At 39.2% G+C, this 21,089-nt stretch carries 21 protein-coding genes; 16 read left to right on the top strand and 5 right to left on the bottom strand.

The genetic code is table 11. The annotated features are described in order from the left end of the window. Nucleotides 1–66 precede the first annotated feature (66 nt). A complete protein-coding gene (locus B3H30_RS24665) occupies nucleotides 67–1,389 on the top strand; it encodes a BNR repeat-containing protein (RefSeq protein ID WP_070565254.1) in 1,323 nt (440 codons plus the stop codon). A 22-nt stretch (nucleotides 1,390–1,411) separates the two neighbouring features. On the opposite strand, the gene B3H30_RS24660 is transcribed toward B3H30_RS24665, so the two are convergent. Beyond that, nucleotides 1,412–1,720, bottom strand: coding sequence for an ABC transporter permease (locus B3H30_RS24660; RefSeq protein ID WP_175441981.1), 309 nt, complete (start codon nucleotides 1,718–1,720; stop codon nucleotides 1,412–1,414). 467 nt (nucleotides 1,721–2,187) lie between these two features. Here B3H30_RS24660 and B3H30_RS24655 point away from each other — a divergent pair, with 467 nt between their 5' ends. Beyond that, nucleotides 2,188–2,634 carry a nuclear transport factor 2 family protein gene (locus B3H30_RS24655; protein ID WP_070565258.1) on the top strand — a complete coding sequence of 149 codons (447 nt, stop codon included), beginning with the start codon at nucleotides 2,188–2,190 and terminating at the stop codon, nucleotides 2,632–2,634. 205 nt (nucleotides 2,635–2,839) lie between these two features. After that, nucleotides 2,840–3,208, top strand: coding sequence for a hypothetical protein (locus B3H30_RS24650; protein WP_070565260.1), 369 nt, complete (start codon nucleotides 2,840–2,842; stop codon nucleotides 3,206–3,208). A 40-nt stretch (nucleotides 3,209–3,248) separates the two neighbouring features. Here the strand turns inward: B3H30_RS24650 and B3H30_RS24645 are convergent, their stop codons facing one another. Next, a complete protein-coding gene (locus B3H30_RS24645) occupies nucleotides 3,249–4,112 on the bottom strand; it encodes a DUF6624 domain-containing protein (protein ID WP_139144963.1) in 864 nt (287 codons plus the stop codon). A 555-nt stretch (nucleotides 4,113–4,667) separates the two neighbouring features. Between B3H30_RS24645 and B3H30_RS24640 the strand changes: the two genes are divergently transcribed. Both B3H30_RS24640 and B3H30_RS24635 read left to right on the top strand, forming a co-directional pair. Further along, entirely contained in the window at nucleotides 4,668–7,214 is a 2,547-nt protein-coding gene (locus B3H30_RS24640; protein ID WP_070565264.1) for a tetratricopeptide repeat protein, read from the top strand. A gap of 533 nt (nucleotides 7,215–7,747) precedes the next feature. Continuing rightward, nucleotides 7,748–8,194, top strand: a complete 447-nt coding sequence (locus tag B3H30_RS24635; RefSeq protein WP_139144964.1) for a nuclear transport factor 2 family protein — start codon at nucleotides 7,748–7,750, stop codon at nucleotides 8,192–8,194. 80 nt (nucleotides 8,195–8,274) lie between these two features. Here B3H30_RS24635 and B3H30_RS24630 read toward each other — a convergent pair whose 3' ends face one another. Both B3H30_RS24630 and B3H30_RS24625 read right to left on the bottom strand, forming a co-directional pair. Next, complete coding sequence (locus B3H30_RS24630) at nucleotides 8,275–8,856, bottom strand: hypothetical protein (RefSeq protein ID WP_139144965.1); 582 nt, start codon at nucleotides 8,854–8,856, stop codon at nucleotides 8,275–8,277. 627 nt (nucleotides 8,857–9,483) lie between these two features. Continuing rightward, the gene (locus tag B3H30_RS24625) at nucleotides 9,484–9,825 is read right to left on the bottom strand and encodes a hypothetical protein (protein ID WP_286709354.1); all 342 of its coding nucleotides are present in this window, start codon (nucleotides 9,823–9,825) and stop codon (nucleotides 9,484–9,486) included. 341 nt (nucleotides 9,826–10,166) lie between these two features. Here B3H30_RS24625 and B3H30_RS24620 point away from each other — a divergent pair, with 341 nt between their 5' ends. The 10 genes from B3H30_RS24620 to B3H30_RS24575 all read left to right on the top strand — a co-directional run bounded on the left by B3H30_RS24620 (nucleotide 10,167) and on the right by B3H30_RS24575 (nucleotide 19,080). After that, nucleotides 10,167–10,613: a nuclear transport factor 2 family protein gene (locus B3H30_RS24620; RefSeq protein ID WP_139144967.1), complete on the top strand. Its 447-nt coding sequence runs from the start codon at nucleotides 10,167–10,169 to the stop codon at nucleotides 10,611–10,613. Between the two features lie 361 nt (nucleotides 10,614–10,974). Then, the gene (locus B3H30_RS24615; RefSeq protein ID WP_070565272.1) at nucleotides 10,975–11,538 is read left to right on the top strand and encodes a suppressor of fused domain protein; all 564 of its coding nucleotides are present in this window, start codon (nucleotides 10,975–10,977) and stop codon (nucleotides 11,536–11,538) included. A 62-nt stretch (nucleotides 11,539–11,600) separates the two neighbouring features. Continuing rightward, nucleotides 11,601–12,023, top strand: a complete 423-nt coding sequence (locus B3H30_RS24610) for a hypothetical protein (protein WP_070565274.1) — start codon at nucleotides 11,601–11,603, stop codon at nucleotides 12,021–12,023. Nucleotides 12,024–12,375: 352 nt separating this feature from the next. Then, the gene (locus tag B3H30_RS24605; protein WP_070565276.1) at nucleotides 12,376–13,086 is read left to right on the top strand and encodes a hypothetical protein; all 711 of its coding nucleotides are present in this window, start codon (nucleotides 12,376–12,378) and stop codon (nucleotides 13,084–13,086) included. A 199-nt stretch (nucleotides 13,087–13,285) separates the two neighbouring features. Next, nucleotides 13,286–13,975: a response regulator transcription factor gene (locus B3H30_RS24600; protein WP_070565278.1), complete on the top strand. Its 690-nt coding sequence runs from the start codon at nucleotides 13,286–13,288 to the stop codon at nucleotides 13,973–13,975. Next, nucleotides 13,972–15,351: a sensor histidine kinase gene (locus B3H30_RS24595; RefSeq protein ID WP_286709355.1), complete on the top strand. Its 1,380-nt coding sequence runs from the start codon at nucleotides 13,972–13,974 to the stop codon at nucleotides 15,349–15,351. The genes B3H30_RS24600 and B3H30_RS24595 overlap by 4 nt, the downstream gene beginning before the upstream one ends. An 87-nt stretch (nucleotides 15,352–15,438) precedes the next feature. Continuing rightward, a complete protein-coding gene (locus B3H30_RS24590; protein WP_070565282.1) occupies nucleotides 15,439–16,764 on the top strand; it encodes a hypothetical protein in 1,326 nt (441 codons plus the stop codon). A gap of 11 nt (nucleotides 16,765–16,775) precedes the next feature. Next, the gene (locus B3H30_RS24585; protein WP_070565284.1) at nucleotides 16,776–17,186 is read left to right on the top strand and encodes a Dabb family protein; all 411 of its coding nucleotides are present in this window, start codon (nucleotides 16,776–16,778) and stop codon (nucleotides 17,184–17,186) included. A 43-nt stretch (nucleotides 17,187–17,229) separates the two neighbouring features. Further along, a complete protein-coding gene (locus B3H30_RS24580; RefSeq protein ID WP_236586113.1) occupies nucleotides 17,230–17,703 on the top strand; it encodes a hypothetical protein in 474 nt (157 codons plus the stop codon). Between the two features lie 618 nt (nucleotides 17,704–18,321). Further along, entirely contained in the window at nucleotides 18,322–19,080 is a 759-nt protein-coding gene (locus B3H30_RS24575) for an NADAR family protein (RefSeq protein WP_070565286.1), read from the top strand. Between the two features lie 87 nt (nucleotides 19,081–19,167). Here the strand turns inward: B3H30_RS24575 and lepB are convergent, their stop codons facing one another. Further along, entirely contained in the window at nucleotides 19,168–20,073 is a 906-nt protein-coding gene (lepB, locus tag B3H30_RS24570; protein WP_070565288.1) for a signal peptidase I, read from the bottom strand. Nucleotides 20,074–20,396: 323 nt separating this feature from the next. Between lepB and B3H30_RS24565 the strand changes: the two genes are divergently transcribed. After that, complete coding sequence (locus B3H30_RS24565) at nucleotides 20,397–20,783, top strand: hypothetical protein (protein ID WP_286835004.1); 387 nt, start codon at nucleotides 20,397–20,399, stop codon at nucleotides 20,781–20,783. Nucleotides 20,784–21,089: the final 306 nt, after the last annotated feature.

Raw genomic sequence — 21,089 nt, 5'->3', positions numbered from 1 at the left:
CAAATTCCGGTGATAAGACTCCTTTCAAAAGGACTTGGCGGAATCAGCAAATGTATAAAAAATTCAATGAAGCAATATCTAAATCAACTAATAAGAGTAGGGATGCTCGCTTGCGCGTGCCTCTTGTTTATTTACAATGCACAAGGGCAGAAAATTAAGAATACGCTTGTCGGAAATGGTTGGGCAAAGAACACGGTCAACACAACCGTATTTCGTAAAAATTCATTAACCAGCAATGGTAAATACCAATATATCGCTTATTATGACGAAGCTGGATATGTAGTTCTAGGTCAGCGGTTACTTTCTGGCAAGGTCTGGAAGTTGCGACGTTCGGGTTATACTGGGCATGTGAAGGATGCCCATAATGTGATCAGTATTATGGTGGATAAGGCAGGATATCTCCACGTTTGCTGGGATCAGCATGACAGCAAGTTGAGATATGCACGTACCCTTCACCCCAATAGTCTTGTGCTAGGTTATGAGCAAGCCATGCTGGGACAAAATGAATCAAAGGTGACCTATCCTGAATTCTTAAAGTTGCCCAGTGGTGAGTTGCTGTTTTTATATCGTGATGGCGGATCCGGTCATGGTAATCTTGTGGTTAATAGGTACGACAGTAAACAACAGAAGTGGGAGCGGATGCATAGCAATCTGATTGATGGCGAGGGGCGGAGAAATGCCTATTGGCAAAGTTATGTGGATCGTCGGGGAACGATACATCTTTCTTGGGTGTGGCGGGAAAGTACCAATGTGGAAAGCAATCATGATATGGCTTATGCATGTTCAAACGATGGCGGATTAACCTGGCAAAAGAGTAATGGAATGGGGTACGATTTGCCTATAAAAGAATCTACCGCTGAATATGCAGCCCGTATCCCACAACAGCACGAACTGATTAATCAAACTTCTATCGCTGCGGATGAAAAAGGGAATCCTTTTATCGCCAGTTACTGGCGTGACGCAGGATCAGAGATCCCACAATACAAGGTCATCTATTTACAAGAGGGTGAATGGAAGATCCGGTCTTTTGATTTTAGAAAAACACCCTTTACGCTGAGTGGTGGTGGAACAAAGGATATTCCAATCGCCAGGCCCCAGCTATTGGTTCGCGGAAAAGATCATAAAACAATGTTGACGCTGGTCTTTCGGGATCAAGAGCGCGGTTACCGACCTTCGATACTGAGGTTGAATGGGATGCAGCAAGAGGCTAATAATATTATTGATCTTTGTGATCAGTCTGTAGGAGCCTGGGAACCTACATATGATACCCAGTTGTGGCAAAAGAAACGTAAAATTGCTTTATTTGTGCAGCCTACAGTGCAAAAGGATGCTGAGGGACTCGCTGATGCTCCCGCGACAGCCATACGGGTAGTAGAATGGCGTGATTGAGAATGAGGTTGTTTTCAAATTTTTACTCCGCTTCTAAGCTGTCGACGGGATTAGCTTTCGCAGCTGCTATTGCTCTCGTACATAGAGTTAGCATAGCAATTACCAGTGCGATAATCCCTGCGAGAGCAAGAATCGACCAGCTAACCGAAATGCGATGAGCGAATTCTTGCTGCCATTGATTCATGAACAGCCATCCGGCAGGAAGTGCAATCAACAGGGCTATTCCGACCAGCTTAGCCATATCTGCGCACAGCAGATATACCAAATTGCTGAGCGTTGCCCCTAAAGTTTTGCGTATAACAATTTCTTTTATCCGTAATTGAATAGCCAATGTAATCACTCAGAACAGCCCAAACAGGCAATAAAGATGGACAATAGTGCGAAAATTAGCAGAATTTGGACTTGCTTTATTGTATTGATACTGGTAGCTTTTATCTACCTCTTATGGCTTTAGTTCATTTTTTGGACGGCATTTAATATAGTGTACGCATATGAACGATATTGTTATAAACTGTTCGCATCCGTACATCTACTTTTTTTGAAAAAGATGCGAAATGTGCTTTAATAGGTCATGGGGCCGTTATTGAACGCACAGGGACAGCTGGTATAGTATTTGGCACGGAGTTAATAAATGGATCTTATGTTCTTAATGTATTTTGACGTTCACCTTTTGATTTCAGTCATTCACCGAGTTTTGCCGGTTGTTGATCTAAAGTCTGTGAGCAGGAAGCATGTAGAGTAGTAGTTTTGGATCAACAAATAAAAACAGAAAAACTTACACGATAAAATAAAGATATTATGAAAACGCTAGTAAAAACAATCGCAGCAGCAGCCTTAATCGCAATTTCAACATGTGCAATGGCAGCTGAGGGCCCAGGATCAAAAACAGCAAAAACAACTGTTAACTTGTCAACCGCAGACTTTGCTTTAGAGCACTATGTTGCTGTCATGGCTGAAGGAGAATCGGCTGGTGTAGAACAATTGTTTGCTGAAGATTTTAATCAAAAGGTTCAAACAGCAAACTTGAAGTCAAATAGCCGTAGTGAAGTGGTAAAATCATTGAAAAAACAAAAAGGTGAGAAATTAAACTGCAGGGTTAGTACGGAGATCCTTGAAACATCAGCCGATTATATGGTGGCCAGGATGACCTTGAAATTTGAAGATTTCACCAAGACCGATCAAGTAACCTTTGTCCGTGAAGGAAATGACTGGAAAGTGTCCAAATCGATCAATTCGTATAAATAGTAGCTCATAATTTGAGGCCAGCTCAGTCATAGCAAAAGCCGAGCTCTAGTGAATCACATGTTTATAAATTTAGTTTAGAAGCCACATCCTGCGATGTGGCTTTTTGTATGATCACAGATTTTTATGATTGTAAATTTGTTCTTTTAAGTTTTAATTCTAAATTTAATCGTAAATTCAAAGAACAATAATATCTTTATTTAAAGGAATGAAGAAAACTAGAAGTTGGCCATTCTTACTTATCTTGTTTTTAATCGCTGCAGCAATTATTTATTCAAGATTGATTACGCATTCGATGGTATTAGGGAAATATGACTTCAAGTATCACGAATGCTTTGCAGGTGCAGAGCTTCCGGATAGAGATGATGAGCTAACCTTGTTGGATAACAATAAATATCGAAGTTCTTTTTTTGGCAATGGAGAATACCATGTAGCATACGGCGTATTTGATACGCGATTGGTTTTGCGTTATTCTGGAGGTACTGCTTCGTGTGAATTAGTCATAAAAAAACGGGGAAATAGTATTGTCATTGTTGTAGATGATACCTGCGATTTTTTTTATGAAAAGGCAGATTAAACCAAGGTGATGTTTTTTTTGGCTGAATTGAAATTATCACTTAGTTTTTATAATCCACAGGTAATTCATACCCTCTTTGGTTCCTTAAAAGACTTAGCGGTGGTAGCCCAATTTCTTTTCTTCGTACATCTACCTCATCAATGTTCTCAATCGGTGTAACAATTCTTTTGTTTTGTTTACCCATTTCCCAGTATGATCCATAAATCTGTTTTTGACGGATTATGGCCCGGTGTCTATCGATAACTAAAGCCATGTTGAAAGGTGGATACTTGAGGTCTATAACCGCTTTTTTCATCAATGGTGTCAAAATTTCAATATTTTTGGCATCCTCAATCCCATTGTTTAAAGTATGTAACAATAATATAAAGATAGCGTTTACGCCATCCATGCCAACAGTTTCAAGATTCGGAAACTCTGTTCTCGCTATAATCTCCTTTATCACGGCCATATTAGCCGTGTCACTAGCGAAAATAAGAGAATCAGCTTTTTTGTATTCAATAACTCCCAATAAGGAACGCAATGCCTGATCCTTTTCCAACATATTAAGTAAAGTTGTGCGGTCCTCCAAATGAGCTATTTTGCTTAGATGTTTTTGACGAAGTAAATCGTAGGTTTTTCTCCAATTGGTATGATGTTTTAAAAAACTATTTACATTACTGTCAACCTCTAACATCCCTAAAGAAGCACCGTTTAAAATAGATTGCTTTAAATATTTTTCCGCTGTTTTACTGTCTTTTACTTTTAGTGCTAATTTTACCAATTCTATATCAATAAACGGATCTATATCACTAATCTTGACCATTTTTCGATATAACAAATAAGCTTCAGGTGTCTTCTTTTCAAAAATTAAACTATCTGCGGTATTCTTTAAATAAAAATAAGAACTGCTTTTTTGAGCTTTCACGTGGCAGGAAATGAAAATTAGGAAGAGAATAAGAAATGGTTTAAACATATGTTTATATTTATATACCTAAATATAATATATTGTCATTAATAATAAGAATATGTTTTTTATTTATCCTATTGGGAAAATAAGCACCTATTGAAATGGCCCTATTAAACACTCGCTTTTTTACTGATTTTTTTCCCTGCCTCAGATCTTTATTCCGATCAAAGAACTATTTTTTAGAAGTAGAAAAAATGTACGTCTAGGCCAAGATGCGGGCAGTATTGGCCGTTGAGGTCGCCCATGCGATTATCTCTTGAATTTATAGAAAGTGGCTTCATTATTGTAATCAACTCGGTTGCCGAGGACGCATTGGGAATAGCTTATGTTATTCTAAATCGTAAAAATCAAACAACGGTAAGGTAAAAATTACCTAATGCGTCTGTTTTCAAGCTGATAATTTACTGAATGTGGCTAGAATTCTTTAGTTTTGGCTATTTGTTTAGATAAATATTGCACTACAGCCTCCTTGGCGTAAGAACGTTTGGAAAAACTCAGAAATACGGACGAACAATGATATTGAAAGAAAGAATGAGCTACAACTATCTTAAATACCTTTTTACAGGAACGCTTTCGGCTTTACTGCTTACAGGCTATGCGCAGGAAGTGGGGAAACAGCAGAAAGATAAGAAAGAGAAACCACAACAGCATAGTGTGCAAAGTGGCGCTGGTGAAGTTCAAACCATGGATTCCATTGACGTCGTACGTGACTACCGGCCCATGCTGGCTGATGCCGTTAAGGTGCGCCGCAGCCCGGATATGACGCTTATCAACCGTGATGCTATTGAGACCGAACTGCGCCAGATTGCCACTGCCACCTATTTAGCACAGCAAAAATATAAACAGGCCTATTACCACGAATTGATGCAACGGCATCCAGACGCTTCACAAAGCAATGTCGATAATTATCGCATCAGCTACCTGGCTTACGGTGCCGGCGAATACAAAAGGGCGAGCGGTATGTTGGAGGCCATAAAGCCTTCGGATGCCTTTTATCAGGGGGCGATCATGACCTTAGGTCATATCGCATTGGAGACGGGCGACAAGCAAGCTGCACGAAATGCTTTTGTCAAAGCTACAAAGCTGGATTTGGACCGGCAAGTGAAGGCCGATGCGCTATTTAACTATGCTAAAATCTTGTTTGCAATGGACTCCACCCAGGCTGCGCAAAAAGTCCTCGAGAAATATGTCGCCCAGGAAGTGAAACCTGTCGATCCGGGTTCAAAAAGAAAGGAAAGTGCGGAAACACTATCCGCTGAAATTCTACGGGGGACGACCAATTTCCATGCTGGTGTCAGTATGCTGGAATCGTTAAAAGAGCGCGGTCGGGAAGTCAATGCGATCTATCAAAAGGTAACCTACTACCGCGGATTGGAGTTTTATAATGAGCGTGCTTTCGAAAATAGCATATCTATGTTTATGCGATCTGAAAAGTTTCCGGTCAATGCTGAAATGGCGGCTCTTGCGACCTATTGGAAAGCAGAAGCCATGTATGAAGTGCGCAAATTTGGTGAAGCTGTAGAAAACTTCTCCGAGTTTCTAAGCCTGCCCGTCGCTCGGAATACTGATGTCTATAATTATGCAAATTACGGGCTGGCGTACGCGGCATACCGAAACAACCGTTTTGAGTTGGCGGCCAAATATTTTGAACGCTTTCTGACTGCCGGAGGAAATACCGTGGATCAAAATATACGGTATGATGTTATTGCACGTCTAGGTGATTCGTATTTGTGTCTGCGCGATTATGGTCGGGCAAACAAGTACTACGACCAGCTGATTAATAGCAAAGCGCCAAACCAGGATTATGCCTTCTTCCAGCGTGGTATTTTATTTGGTCTACAAGGCGACAATGAAACCAAGCTCAGTACGCTGCGGTCCGTACTGAAACAATTTCCATCTTCGAACTATGCAGATGATGCTGCCTTTGAAATTCCCTACACTTATTTCACGATGGGTGATTATGGCCGCGCTATCGAAGGGCTGCAAGCAATGGTCGAAAAGTACCCCCGTAGCAGTTATATTCCCCGTGCCTTAATGACCATAGGGCTCGTGCAGTACAATAACGATGAGCCCGAAGCGGCGAAAGCGACTTTCGAGAAGGTGGTGGAGAAGTATACCCGAACTGCTGAGGCAGAGCAGGCCATGCGTTTCATTGAAAACATCTACCTCGATCAGGGGGATGCTTCAAGCTATATCCGTTATGCCGTGGGTACCAATGTCAGTAATCTGAGTCCTGCGGAACTGGATAATATGGCTTTTCAGGCCGCACAGTCTCTATTCGCCAGGGGAGAATACGGAGCCGCTGTAGAAGCGATCAATGCTTATTTTGATAAATTTCCAAAACCCAAACAAGAAAAATTCGCCCGTTACATCCGTGGGGTGAGTTCGTACCGTACGGGGCATCCACAGGAAGCACTGCATGATCTGAATATCATCCTGAACGACTGGACGAGCAAGTATTCAGAGAATACCTTGCTGACGGTGGCTGCGCTGTACCTGGACCTCAAGGAATACAACGAGGCCATTGTACACCTCAAAAAATTGGAGCTCAACGAAGAATATAAAAAGAACTATGGCTACGCAGTAACGAACCTGATGGTGTGTTACTTCGAACTCGGCGATATGGAGCAAATGGCCAAGTACGTAAGCCTGATCAAGAATTACAAGGACGCAACCGAGGAAGAAATTGCGAAAGCGCACCTATACAGTGGAAAAGCCTTGCTAAAAGAAAAGAATGTAGCGGCTGCCATGAAAGAATTTAACCTGGCCGCGTTGAAGAGCCAGTCGGCAGTCGGAGCAGAGGCGCGCTATCGCGTGGCACTAATGCAGTATGATAACAAAGAATATGATAAGGCGCTGGAAACAGCCTTTGATGTGATCAACAATCGGGAAGCACAAGAATACTGGGTTGCCAAGAGCTTCCTATTGCTTGCTGATGCCTATGCGCGCAAAGGCAATACCTTCCAGGCGAAGAGTACCTTGAAAAGTGTGATTGACAATTATGATAAAAACGATGATATTGTGCCCGCGGCGAAAGAGCGCTTACAGAAACTGAAGTGACACGTTGTAGATTTGTCCGTAAGACAGATTTGAGGATGTTTGTCCATTTATACCGAATAGCAATGGCATTGTAGCACTTGCCGTTTGGAAAAGCCCGATTGTTCTCGGGCTTTTTTATGTTCGTTATCCCTTCCTTCTCATTCCTTTTTTGCTTCTGTAAATGCCGTGTTTGCGTAATTGATACGGTCTCTATTTAACGCTTTATCCATTGTACGGATGCGGACAATACGTTTCTAAACTGTTCGCAAGCGCACATTTGCTTTTTAAAAGAAGATTAATAAAAGGCCATTTTAAGGCCCAGAAAGCATAAGTGTACGCTTTGGTCCAACTGGTATAATGTTTGGCATGTGGTTGTCGAAATGTGTCCTAAATTTCTTCGGCATGCTTCCGGATCGAAATCTCTTGTAGGTAAATGACAATCACCGAGTTTCTTCGATCACTGGTCTAAAGACCATGGGGTAAATGCATATTAAACAGAAGTTTTGGACCCACAAGTAGAAACACGATAACTAACACAATAAAATAAAGATATCATGAAATCATTCGTAAGAAATTGCACTGCAATAGCTTTAATCGCCTTGTCCACATTCACCATGGCAGCTGAAAGATGGGGAGACAAATCAGAAAAGACAAACATTAACCTTTCCACGGCAGGCTTAGCAGTGGATCACTATCTTGCAGTCACCACCAAGGGGGAATCGGTAGGCGTGGAGCAGTTGTTTACGGACGATTTCAACCAAAAGATACAGGCTAACAGCATATTGACCTATGGTCGTAGCGCTGTGATTAAATCGTTGAAAAATCAACACGGAGAAAAGCTAAATTGCAAAGTAAATATCAAGATCGTAGAAAAATCAGTAGATTATATGATTGCAAAAATTGCAATGAAATTTGACAGCTTTAGCATGACAGACCTCGTGACTTTGGTTTACGAGAACGGCGATTGGAAGGTGTCCAGGTCAATTCATTCCTACCAATAATGCTTATTCCCTATAAATATATATGTTGTGAAGCCACGTCGAGCGATGTGGCTTTTTCGGATTTATGCCCTTTTGTTTCGTTATTTAAAATTTCGATAAGGTAATCCAATATTTAATCGGGTTAAAAAGTATGCGCTCACTTGATTTTTATCTTTATTCTGAGCTGGAATAAAAAATGAATAATTGTTGATAAGATCAATCTTTAAAGATTGTAAAAAGGATTTTAATACCACATCTTCTATGCGAATAGATTGTTTCTCCGGAATTGAGTATTCCAAATATGCGTCCAGTTGATTAACTTTTCCATCCTTATCGATTACCATTGAGATGGATAAATCAATATCTTCGGGATTAATATCCTTTTTTTGAGCAGCAGCTTTAAGTGAATTTTTTAAGCGTACTACCTTTTCATAAAATTCATTTTTTGGATTGGGTTCTTTTAATAAGTTCCAATAGTTACGAAAATATACTCTATTGGAACCGTATTTTAATTCCAAGCTATCAACAGCAGCTTTATCTAATAATTGATAGTTATTGACTTGTCTGTCATCGATTTTTTCAACGAGACTATGACTATGCCTGTTAAATTTGATGGGAAATAAGCTGGGGTTTTCATAAGCCGTATTTGCATTTACGCCTACATAAAATTGATGGTTTTGCATAAAACCAACCATTGGATGCTGATAGAACTCATGATAGTTTTTTGTCAAGTCAAGATTAGCATTATAATTGTATTTTTCGAATAAAGTTGCTGGATAGTCTGTGTTGACCTTTAAAATGATATAGTTTTTAGGGTCGAAAAAATATTTTACCTCTGAAAATGAGCTGTTTTCATACTCTTCTTTCGTATCTACATTCTTATTCTCAAGAACTACTTTTTTTAATAATCCTATTTCCTTGGAAACAGGACTTCCAAGCGTTATTCTTTTAGGGAATACCTGGGATTTATCAGCATTCTTTGCTATAATTCTAAGTGAGTCACTAGCAGTGTCGTGTTGACTCGGCTGACCGGAACAACTGACATGGATTGTTAACAGTACAGTGGCAAAAAACAGTAAAAAAAGGCTTCTTCCCCTATGGCTTAAATTTTAATGTATATCCAATAATACTATTTTATATTCGGATTTATAGTCTAAAAATAATTGCGATATCGATCTTTCGATAGGAGTTTTTTTTTGATTTTGATTATGTTTTATTTCTGACCTTCGGCCTTTACATCAATACAAAACGGGGCCCAGGCCCCGCTTATGTTTCAGTACTTATAATTCGAATGAAATATAAGTTGCAGACTATATTCCTAATTCACCATGGGCAAGCATATGTCTGTAAATCGTTCTGCAGTTGTCGAAGAATCCTGAACAGGAATTTTCAACATAGGTTTGCGAAGTGAAGGTGTCAATCACTTGGCCACTAGTATTGTAGACCGTTAGCGTGTAAACACACTTTCTTAGAAACGTTGCTTTGTTTTCTTTTGTTGATTCGGCAACTTCAACTTTGTTGGTGTTTTCGGCAGCTGCCGAAGTACCTGTCTTTACTTCTGCATTTTCTTTGGCAGCTTTTGTGTCCGTGCCTGCAAAAGCTGCTGTCGATAGCGCAGCTACCGCTAGCAAACTCATCAATAACTTTTTCATTGTTTTTAAGTTTTATTTGTAAATAATGTATGCCTTTTGGGCATGTTTTAATTATCTAATACTAAAAGTAATCACAAGATATTTGGCTAGGATGAACGATTCGTATTCGTGTAAGTTGGTCTAATATTCGCCCTTACTTAGTTGATATTTAGTTTATCCAGGAAACTAAAAGCCGCTCAGAAATTAGACTTGGTATCCGTACATATTTTCACCTCCCAATTTCCACCATTCACCGAGTTTTTTTTGATGTTGGTCTAAAGCCCGTAGGCTAGGGACCTCTTGTGTTGTAGTTTTGAGTCAACAAATAAGAACAACAATACTAACACTATAAAAAAGACATTATGAAATCATTAGTAAAAACATTCGCGGCAGCAGCCCTAATCGCAGTATCTACATTTGCAATGGCAGCTGAAGGGCCAGGAGCAAAATCAGCAAAGGCAAACGTTAACCTTTCCACAGCAGATTTTGCCTTAGAACACTATGTTGCGGTAACTACTGAGGGGGAATCAGCAGGTGTAGAACAATTGTTTGCCGAAGATTTCAATCAAAAGATCCAATCATCCAATACGCAAAATCACAGTAGGAGCGAAGTGGTTAAATCCTTGAAAAAACAAAAAGGCGAAAAGCTGAACTGTACTGTAAGCACCGATATCCTTGAAGAGTCAGCAGACTATATGGTAGCTAAAGTGACTCTAAAATTTGAAAACTTCACCAAGACTGATCTAATTACTTTGGAGTTTGTGGGCAATGACTGGAAAGTATCCAAATCGATCAATTCTTATAAATAGTATCTAAAAACTAGTGCGTTGCGAAACGAAGTTACAAATAAAGCACTAGTGAATCATATGCTTAAATTTAGTTCGAAGCCACGTCGGGAGATGTGGCTTTTTTACGTCAAAAGGGCCTGATTCTCATCAGACCCTTTCTCTTAGCGTTTATTTGTACAGTAATTTTTATGTTTCCTATCGTTTCCTCTTTTTTGTTTCGTCATCCAATGTTTTTAAAGACTATTGGATTTTCACTGTACGACGCCAATTTTTATGTTAAATGTTCTTGCCGAAATGAAGCTTGTTGTCGTTCTGTATAGTAAGAACAAAAGTTATATGGAAATAGTTTTATAGGAGTAGATTATTTTTAATAAATTAAAAAATGGATACAGCCTTATACTATCAGAAACTTTTAGAACACTATACCTGTAATTGGGGAAAGGAATATAACGTTTTGACTTGGCCAAAAGGTCCCTATAAGGATCTAGGCGATCATTTTAGGGTGCTGGAATTTCCCCCAACAACCGAACGGAACATGTGGGCTTATGCGACTATAGGTATGTCTGGCTTGCATGATGAATTTGCCCTCGAACTGCATATGTTTTCTAGTGAGCAAGATGAAACATTAGTTGAATCATTAATAGTCGTAGCACATTATCATAAATTTGGCGCGAGTCTGGGCCATTGGCATACCATTAGCTGGGGAAGAGGATGGCGCTTGGATTCTTCTTGCTCTTATGGCCTTATTTCGCTACCTTATCTCGACGGACCCAAACTCGAAATTCTTACCCTCGATAACAATAAGTCAGTCCATTTCTATTGGTTGCTGCCGATTACGGATGAGGAGGTAGCTTTTAAAAAGGAAAATGGTGCCGAAAAGCTTGAGGAAATATTTGAAGAACGAGGATTAAATTATTTAGATCCATTCAGGGACACGTTGGTTTGAATGAAATAATCTCCGGGGATTTAGTAGTTAAAAATACCAACTTTTCTAAAAAATAGATAGCTATGAAACTACTACGAAATTTTGAATTACACGATATACTGTTTGATCTAGAATCTGGCGAAGAGTTTAAAAATTTGGAGCCAGTCACCAATATTTATGGATGGTACAGACAGATTGAAGATGTTTTGACAGCTTTGTACGTAGAGAAAAATGAACTTTATTTTTTATTTGGTACAACAACGTTCCATGTGGGAGATCATTGTAAAGTAAATTTGATACCACTAGCGGAGAATACAATGGAGCTTCTGATTTATCATAAAGAAGACCTAATTGTTAGATTTTCTTTTCCATTTGCTCCTAAATTCAACTATCCAGCGCCATTTGACGATCTAAATGATTTGGAACAGGATTGGGGATTATTCATTCAGGAAATCATAAATAATCCATTAAGGAGGAGGAATATGATTTCAAATCTTATGGAATGAGTTAATAATAAGTTATACTGTTCTGTTATTAAAACCGCTTCCACTTCTAACGACATAATGATTGTTGCAAGAGCATTTAGAATTGTTTAGTGATGAAATTTATCTACAAAAAGTCATTAACGCTAGCGAGTTTTCAGTAGAAAACGGGTAAAAGGATTTTCATTATATAAATTCATAAAAAGCTAGTCCGAGCGTCTATTTTAAAAGATTTTTAATCAACAAATGATATAAAGGTAGGGAAATTATTATCTTTCACCCATATTCGTAAATATGAATCATCGTAAGGAAGATCGTATGGTCCAAGATCTTATTAGTCGGGGTCAAAATATTATCAGTAATAACTTTATACCAAATGAATCAAAGATATCTTTTAGTACTACTTTTTCTCACTGTATGCCAGTTGGCCTCGGCCCAATTTGCAAAAATCATTGACAAAGACGGCTATGTAAATGTGAGAAAACAAGCTACAGTGAATAGCGTGGTTGTTTCAAAAATTGCTGCTGATGAAATTGTTTATGCATTTCCTGATGAAAAGTTTGGCGATTGGGTAATTGTTGATTATACAGACAAAAGAAATAAGAGCATTACTGGGTATGTACACAATTCAAGAATTAAATATATAGAATCCTACAAGCAGATCCCTACTGTACTTTCTGATGAAGGCACCGTAAAATTTATTGCAAAAGATATAACCGTGCAAATAAATTCCGATAGTTTCGATTATGAAAAAAATAAAGGTGATTTTTCATCGACTCAATATGATGGTTATACCGTTGTAGACAAATTTAGAGGGCAGCAGGTCTGGGGAACAGATGGCGAAATCCCTACAAGCCATTACACCTCTATTCAAGCTACTATAAAGGGGAGATTTATCCAGATCCCGGCAAAGGAAATTGAAAACCTATTTAATGTAAACAACGAGTTTGCAACATGCTACTATGATGACTCAAATGATATTTTATACATCAGTACTGTTAACGGCGATGGGGCTGGTGGGTATGCAGTTTTATTTGAGATTAAAAAAGGTAAATATAATGCACGAGTGGTAACAATGCCATTTTAGCAATAGCAATAACGGTAAATTTACCGAGTTTTCCTGACCGTTGTCTAAAGTTCATGGAGGCTGCGCTACTATGAGGAGGGCATAGAATTTTGATTATACTGCTGTTACATTTAATAAGTTGAAACCGAACTCTCCAGCCTTTTTGAAAAATAACTAACTTTGTCCTGCAGTATTAGTAGATACATACAAGCATGCTAGAATGGTGAAAATAATGGTCGTAGAAGACAATGAACGCGTTGCTTCGAGTGTGAAAAAAGGATTAGCAAGTCAGGGCTACCTGGTCAATGTTTTTGGTGATGCGGAATCAGCGATCAAAGAAGCCAAATCTGTTGACTATGATTTACTTCTCATAGACATCATGTTACCAAGAATGAATGGGATTGGGCTCAGTAAACAGATGCGTGCGGCTTACCCCAGGATCCCAATCATCATGCTCACAGCATTGGGCAGTATCGATGAAAAAATATCTGGTTTTGATGCGGGAGCCGATGATTATATGGTGAAACCTTTTGAAATACGCGAACTTTTTGCACGTATCGCTGTCTTGCTCAAGCGGCACAGGGAAATCAGTGAAGAAGAGATTCAGGGGATGCTGACCTATGATCGTATCAGTATTGATCTCCGGAGTAAGCAGGTTCATAGTCAGGGACAACCTATTAAGTTGACTCCCAAAGAGTTTGATCTCCTCCACTTCTTTTTGAAACATAGGGAGACCATGCTCAGCAAGGATGAAATAGCACGTAATGTATGGAGCAAAAACTTTGATACCGGAACAAACTATATTGATGTATATATCAATTATTTGCGTAAAAAAATAGACCGGGATTTTTCACCTAAATTGATTCATACGAAATCCGGACATGGATTTATTTTATCCAATAAAGAATGAAGATTGTCAATAGAACTTCCTGGGTATTTACGCTCTCTTCGGCTATCATCTTGTTTCTATTCGCCTATGCGGTTTATTTCTTCTCGGAATTAAATCGGCAGGAAGAATTTATTGATCGGTTGCGCTATAAGATCATCTGGCGCGCAGAATTTATTTTTGATGCACAGGTGCAGGAACATCAGATAAGAAGAATTCATGAACAAAATAAAAAGTTGATCAACGAAGCCCAGATTACTGTTTTCGATCAGCAGAATAGGGTTGTTTTTTCCGATATAGGCGAACCGACGTATCCCGATGTTAAATTGGAATCTGTCAAAACGTCTAATTTTTTTACATGGGAGCAAGGCAAAGAACTGTATATGGGCTTAAACTATCAATTTGAGGGTAAGCCTTTTTTCTTGATCGGACATGCGTACGATGTAACGGGTTTTGCACATATGGAACGGCTGAAAAATATTTTGATAACGATTTATATCGTTGCCCTATTTTTTATTTTTTTCTCTTCATTTCTATTTGCACGTTATATTCTTAAGCCAATCAATTACATTATACATCAGATAAAGGATGTGTCCGAACATAACTTGAGCACACGTGTCTCCTATAGTAATGCAAAAGACGAACTCTCAGAACTTATCGAAACATTCAACAATACATTCAATCGGTTGGAAAAATCTTTCAATAACCAGCGCCATTTTGTATCCATTATTTCACACGAGTTTAGAACACCTTTGGCAGCTATGATCGCCGAACTGGAATTGGCGCAGCAGCTGAATACCAATGTGGATGAGTATTTTAACTCTATTGATAGGGCATTGCTCGATGCGAAGGAGGCTACTGTACTTTCGACAGCCTTGCTGGATTTTGCCCGGGCAAACTACGATAGTTCGCAGGTAAATTTTGAAGAAATCAGACTGGATGAAATACTGCTTGAAGCAAAGTTAGTGGTCTTAGAGAAAAATAAAGACTATCGGGTAAGCATCTCTTTTGATGCTAATGCTGCAATCGACGAAGAGGAAATCTTGGTATCTGCAAATGCCTACCTCTTGAAAGTGGCCTTTGCTAATCTGATCGAGAATGCTTGTAAATATAGTGCCGATCGGCATGCCCAGGTACTGCTCTCCAGAAATAAAACCATAGCGCAGGTGCAGGTAATAGATCATGGTATCGGAATAGACAGCAAGGATATCCCGCATATCTTTGATTTGTTTTACCGTGTGGCCGGTACGCCTTCAAAAGAGGGACATGGCATCGGTCTCTCAATTGTTCAGCGAATTATTGAGATGCATCAGGGTAATGTAGCGGTTAATTCAACTCTCCATGTAGGGACTGTGTTTTCAGTCGAACTTAAACTGGCCTATCCAAAGGGGCTTGACTAAGCTAAAAATTCTAATGGTTTTCTAATAATATCACCTCCATATTCAGCCTAATTTTGACTTATCAAAAAAACAAAATTAGGTTGAATCATGAATAGAAAACAGCTTACCTTGGCATTGTTCCTCAGTTTGGGACTAGGTAGCGCAGAGCTCGCCGAGGCGCAAACCAATGATTTTGGAAATCCAAAACTTACTCATTTCTTAAATAAGGAGCATACACGTTATATCAGTTTCAGCGGATACGCTGAGCTGTGGGCGAGATATAGCCAGATTAATCCCGGAAGCTTGGTAAACAACGAGTCCGTTTCGAATGTATCTGATCTTTCTTTGCGGCGTATTAGGGCAAAGATGACCTACAAGCCTACCGAAAATTTACTGTTTGTATTACAGATGGGTCCTACTAACGTAAACGTCAACAGCAAGACTAATACGTATATGGATCTCTTGGATGCCTATGCGGAATATAGTTTCAGCCCCAAACTTGCGATCGGTGGCGGCCGTTCGACTTGGCGCGGTCTTTCCCGATTTACAACAGGACCACTTAATACGCTTCTTTACGACTTGCCTTTGTATGCGACATCCAATACTGGGGCGACTGATATGGTCGTGCGTGAAATGAGCTTCTATGCAAAAGGGCAGCTTGGAAAATTTGACTATCGGGTGGTACTTGCCGATCCATATTCCGCCGCCAGCGCTGATCCTAAATTAAATAAAGCCACCTTTAGCAAAAACGAAGCACGTAAAGATGTGTCAGGGTACTTCCGCTACGCATTCCACGATAAAGAAAGTAACGAAACGCCATTCAATTCGGGTACATATCTCGGTAAAAAAGATGTGCTCAGCATAGGGGCTGGATTTGAGTATATGCACAATGCACTTTGGCATCTGGATGAACAGCAGATGACCAAAAATGACGATATGCGCAATTTTGCAGCGGATATCATCTATGATGCGCCAATCGATAAAGAGAATGGAACTTCGATTAGTGCCTATGGTATGGCCATGCACAGCGATTATGGTCCTAACTATCTCCGCTTTGCAGGGACAAACAACCCCGCGACAGGTATCGATGCGGCCAATGCAAGCCTGAATGGTGCGGGAAATAGCTTGCCAAATGCTGGCACGGGAAATACATTTTACGCACAGGTCGGCGGTACACTCCCTTATTTCAATCCATCTAAACATAATTTACAGCTGCAGCCAGCGGTTTCTGTACAAGTAGGGGACTACAAGGTATTGAAAGACAAAAGTTTAATTTATGATGCAGGTATCTCGCTACTGATGCACGGTAATAGCAGCCGGCTGACTTTTGATGCGCAAAATCGTCCAATCTATAATTTAAATGCTGCGGATCAAGCTGTGGTAACAGATCACAAGTGGGCATTTGTGCTTAAATATAGAATTGATTTTAATTAAATAGCAATAACATGAAAAGAAAAGATTTTATCCTTACACTAGGTACTGCTGGTGTTATGAGCTTTGCGGCTACCTCACTGATGGCAAAAGAGAAAAAAGCGAAAACTAAAAAAGTGTATTTCCACTATTTGCTTTTTTGGCTAAAACCTGACTTGTCTGCTGAACAGGTAGAAGAATTTAAACAGTTTTTTGAAGGTCTTAAAAAGCTTCCCTATGTCAAAAATGTACGTTATGGCAAGCCAGCTGCTTCTTCTCCAAGAGCGGTATTGGACAACTCGTTTACCTACAATGCATCCATGGAATTTGCGACATTGGAGGAACTAGAGGCTTATGGTAAACTGCCGGGACACCTCGCCCTTGTCGCTAAATACAAACCTTATTTTGAACGGATGATGGTGCACGACACGGTTTATGAATTCTAAAATTAAAACAACAAAATAATAATTTCAACATTACAAAATGAAAATGATATCCAAACTAGCTATTGCTTGCGTACTGGCAGCATCAAGCTTAAACGCTGTGAAAGCGCAAGAAGGTCATGGAAAAATTAAGGAGGTCAACGTGGAAGCCGAAGGTAAAATGCCTGCAGTACGTTTGATTAACAACCCGGATGGAACCTGCTCGTTTCAAAAAGGCTTTATTCCAACATTGAAACACGCCAATACGAGTACATTTTGGACAAGTAATAAAACAGAAGAATGGGAGAAAAATGCTCATCCAGCTCCAAGAAGACAATACGTGGTTACGCTGAAAGGTAAAATCAGATTTAAAGTCAGCGATGGTTCAACTTTTTTAATCGAACCTGGGACGATTCTTTTGGCTGAAGATTTGAAAGGTACTGGGCATAGCTGGGAAATGGTTCATTCAAAAAGCTGGGAAAGATTGTATATCCCTATCAATGAGGGAGCTGATGATCTTTTCGTGACAAAAAATAACTAATATGTATGTTGTGCCGCAGTCTGACCTGTGGCTCAACATTGACCGTAATTTTTCTTGTTACTTATGAGGACTTATTCTGATGAGATTCCAAAGGTTTAAAGCTTTATAACCCATTTTCAGAAAACTTTTCTGTAAATCGGAGATTGGAATAGTTTAGCAAAATTACTTACTATTGCCATAGTATTCAAATTAGTTTTACGATGAAACTAAAATCTCTCCTTGTTATTTTGGGCTTAAGCCTTTTTCCTTATTCTTGCAAAAACAACAGTTTAATAAATTCCATTTGGAAAAAATTGTGGAGATAATAGCGGGTTACAAGATATTCTTGTTTTTAACGATACGCATAATTTTGTGCGGAATGATACTGTCTATCGGAGGATGGCTATTGATTCCCCAATCGCTGTAATTAATCGGATTGATACCTATTATGGCGAAAGAAGATTATATCTAAAAAGGCTCTCTGATCAAAAAAACTATAGATTCTGTGAGCAGTAATAAAAAATCGAGCAGCCTAATGGTCAATTTATCTTGTGAAGTCACATCGAGAGATGTGGCTTCAATTTTTTGCGTATCATTGTATGTCTATGGATAATAGACGATCAATTTTGAATTGAGCATATGATAAAATATAATATCAAGTGGCTAACAGATAGATTTGAAAATGGAGATAGCTTCAAATTTCTCTTCTTTTGGGGGCATACAGCTAAGCAAAATCAGGAAGTTGGAAAATTTGTTTTCAGTCAATGGTATGAGAGTCCGTTTACAGTAGATAATATTACCTATAGGACTGCGGAACATTGGATGATGGCCCAAAAAGCATTGCTTTTTGATGATAAGAAGAATTTTGAGAAAATCATCAACTGTATTAAACCGGGTGAGGCCAAAGAGTTGGGAAGGCAAGTTGTAGGCTATGATGATCAGATTTGGAATGAACGCAAATTTGAGATCGTTAAGAACGGAAACATCCATAAGTTTAATCAACATTGGGCGCTGGCCGAATATCTGTTAAAAACAGAAAATAGAGTTCTTGTTGAGGCAAGCCCCGTTGATGCCATCTGGGGTATTGGACTTGCACAAGATGACGTCGATATTGAAAACATCTATTGTTGGCGTGGTCAAAATTTATTGGGCTTTGCATTGATGGAAGTACGAGATTTTCTAGATCAATTTGGGCAATTTCAAGCACTTCAAAACGCTATGCAAGCACCTTGGTCGAAGTTTTCCGATAAGGACAGTAGGGATATGTTTTGGAGAATGGGATTGGGTGAGGAATATTTGAGTGAATTCGGTGCTTTTTATGATCATCTGTCTGAAAGGGAACAAATGATATATCAGCTGACCTATCCTCGTCCATATTCATGGACGGATTTTTATTAACTATTTAAGCTCTAAAAGCTTGGTTTAGGCTTTCATATCGGGTATACTCTGCCCCTTCTGAGTATATACCTGTGGCGTGATTCCCTGTCAGAATTTTATATTCATTCGTTTGAACCCAGTCTTACCCCAATAACTGTATTTAATCTGTCCCGTAATTTGATTCTTGCCGATGCAGCCTATGTATCTGCTGTCAAACGCATGATCTCTGCTATCGCCCAATACAAAAATACTATCTGTCGGAACAACGAAATCATTCATATTCATCATACCATCATCAAACTCTTCTTTACTTTTATAGATGCGATGACTGTGTCCATTTGGAAATGTCTCTTCCAATTCAGAAAAGTCTATACCTTCTATATTTCTGTCTGCAATAAATTTAGATTTACTTAGCTTGTTATTTATCGATACAATATTGTCTTTAAGTGAGATCGTGTCTTTGGGCAGACCAACGATACGATACATGAATAACTGACCATCTTCTTTAGTAAACGTAACCAGATCACCAGTTTTAGGTGTATTTTTTTCGTAGGCTTTTGTATCTGTTATAATCCAGTCGCCTTCCAGAATCGTTGGGGTATTGGCTGTTGTTTGAGCAATGTAAGATTGTATGCCTATCATTTTTTTTATATCAAACACAAAGTTCATTGTTAAGATAAAGATGGCGATCAATATGTAGTTATACCATTTGTTGTACGGTTTGAGTATATAAAATTTTTGTCTTTTTGCATTCCGTATAGCATCCATTACCATACATAAAAGGAATGAAATCGCGATCGTCATAAAAATGACCATTCCGGTAAAGGAGGTTGCCCAACGGGTAACAGCAAAAATTACAGGAATGAGATAACTCAGGGCAAAATAAAGAATACCTTTTTTTATCTGTCCGTTATAGACCTGCCCGAGGCCAGGAAAAACTAAAGAAAATACACCTGCCTTAAAAGCATTTCTTGGATGTGACTGATGTGCATCAATTGTCGTTAGATCTTCCATAAAAGAATATTAGGTATAATATATTATTGAGTGGTGATCGACTGCCCGCGTATAGGAAGCCTTTCCCGGCATTAAATTAGTCATTTATTTTTTGAATGTGGCTGGCTATTCCAAAAACTTTATGAGGTATTCTGTACCGGATTTGTACTATACGTTTACCTCCGCATTTCCGCTATTCACCGAGTTTTCCTCATTGTTAGTCTAAAGCCCGTAGGCTAGGGGCGTAGTGTGTTGTAGTTTTGAGTCAACAAATAAGAACAACAGAACTAACACAATAANNAACATTCGCAGCAGCAGCCCTCATCGCCGTATCTACTTTCGCTATGGCAGCTGAAGGACCTGGAGCAAAAGCAACAAAAGCAAACGTTAATCTTTCTAGAGCAGACTTGGCGCTCGACCACTATGTTGCGGTGACGACAGAGGGCGAATCTGCAGGAGTAGAGCAGTTATTCGCCGAAGATTTCAATCAAAAGATCCAAGCGGCCAATGCGCAAAGTAACAGGCGTAGTGCCGTAGTTAAACTATTGAAAAAGCAAAAAGGTGAGCACTTGAACTGTACAGTAAGCACAGACATTTTAGAAGAATCAGCAGACTATATGGTGGCTAAAGTCACTTTGAAATTTGAGAACTTCACCAAGACTGATCTAGTTACTTTGGAGCGTGTGGGCAATGACTGGAAAGTATCAAAATCGATCAATTCGTATAAATAGAATTTTACAACTGGTGGTTTGCCAGTAATGAAAGACAAACCACTAGTGAATCATCTATTTATTAAAGCCACGCCGGGAGATGTGGCTTTTTTACGTCGAAAGGGCCTGATTCTCATCAGACCCTTTCTCTTAGCGTTTAGTTGTACAGTAATCTTTATGTTTCCTATCGTTTCCTCTTTTTGTTTCGTCATCCAATGTTTTTAAAGACCATTGGATTTTCACTGTACGACGCCAATTTTTATGTTGAACCTTTCTTTCGAAAGGTAGCTTGTAGCCGTTTTGTATAGTAAGAACAATAGCCAATTT

This window comes from Sphingobacterium sp. UBA7038 (genome assembly GCF_002494055.1).
Lineage (GTDB): Bacteria > Bacteroidota > Bacteroidia > Sphingobacteriales > Sphingobacteriaceae > Sphingobacterium > Sphingobacterium multivorum.
Note: the sequence above shows the minus strand (reverse complement) of the source record. Positions and strands in the feature narration are given on the sequence as shown.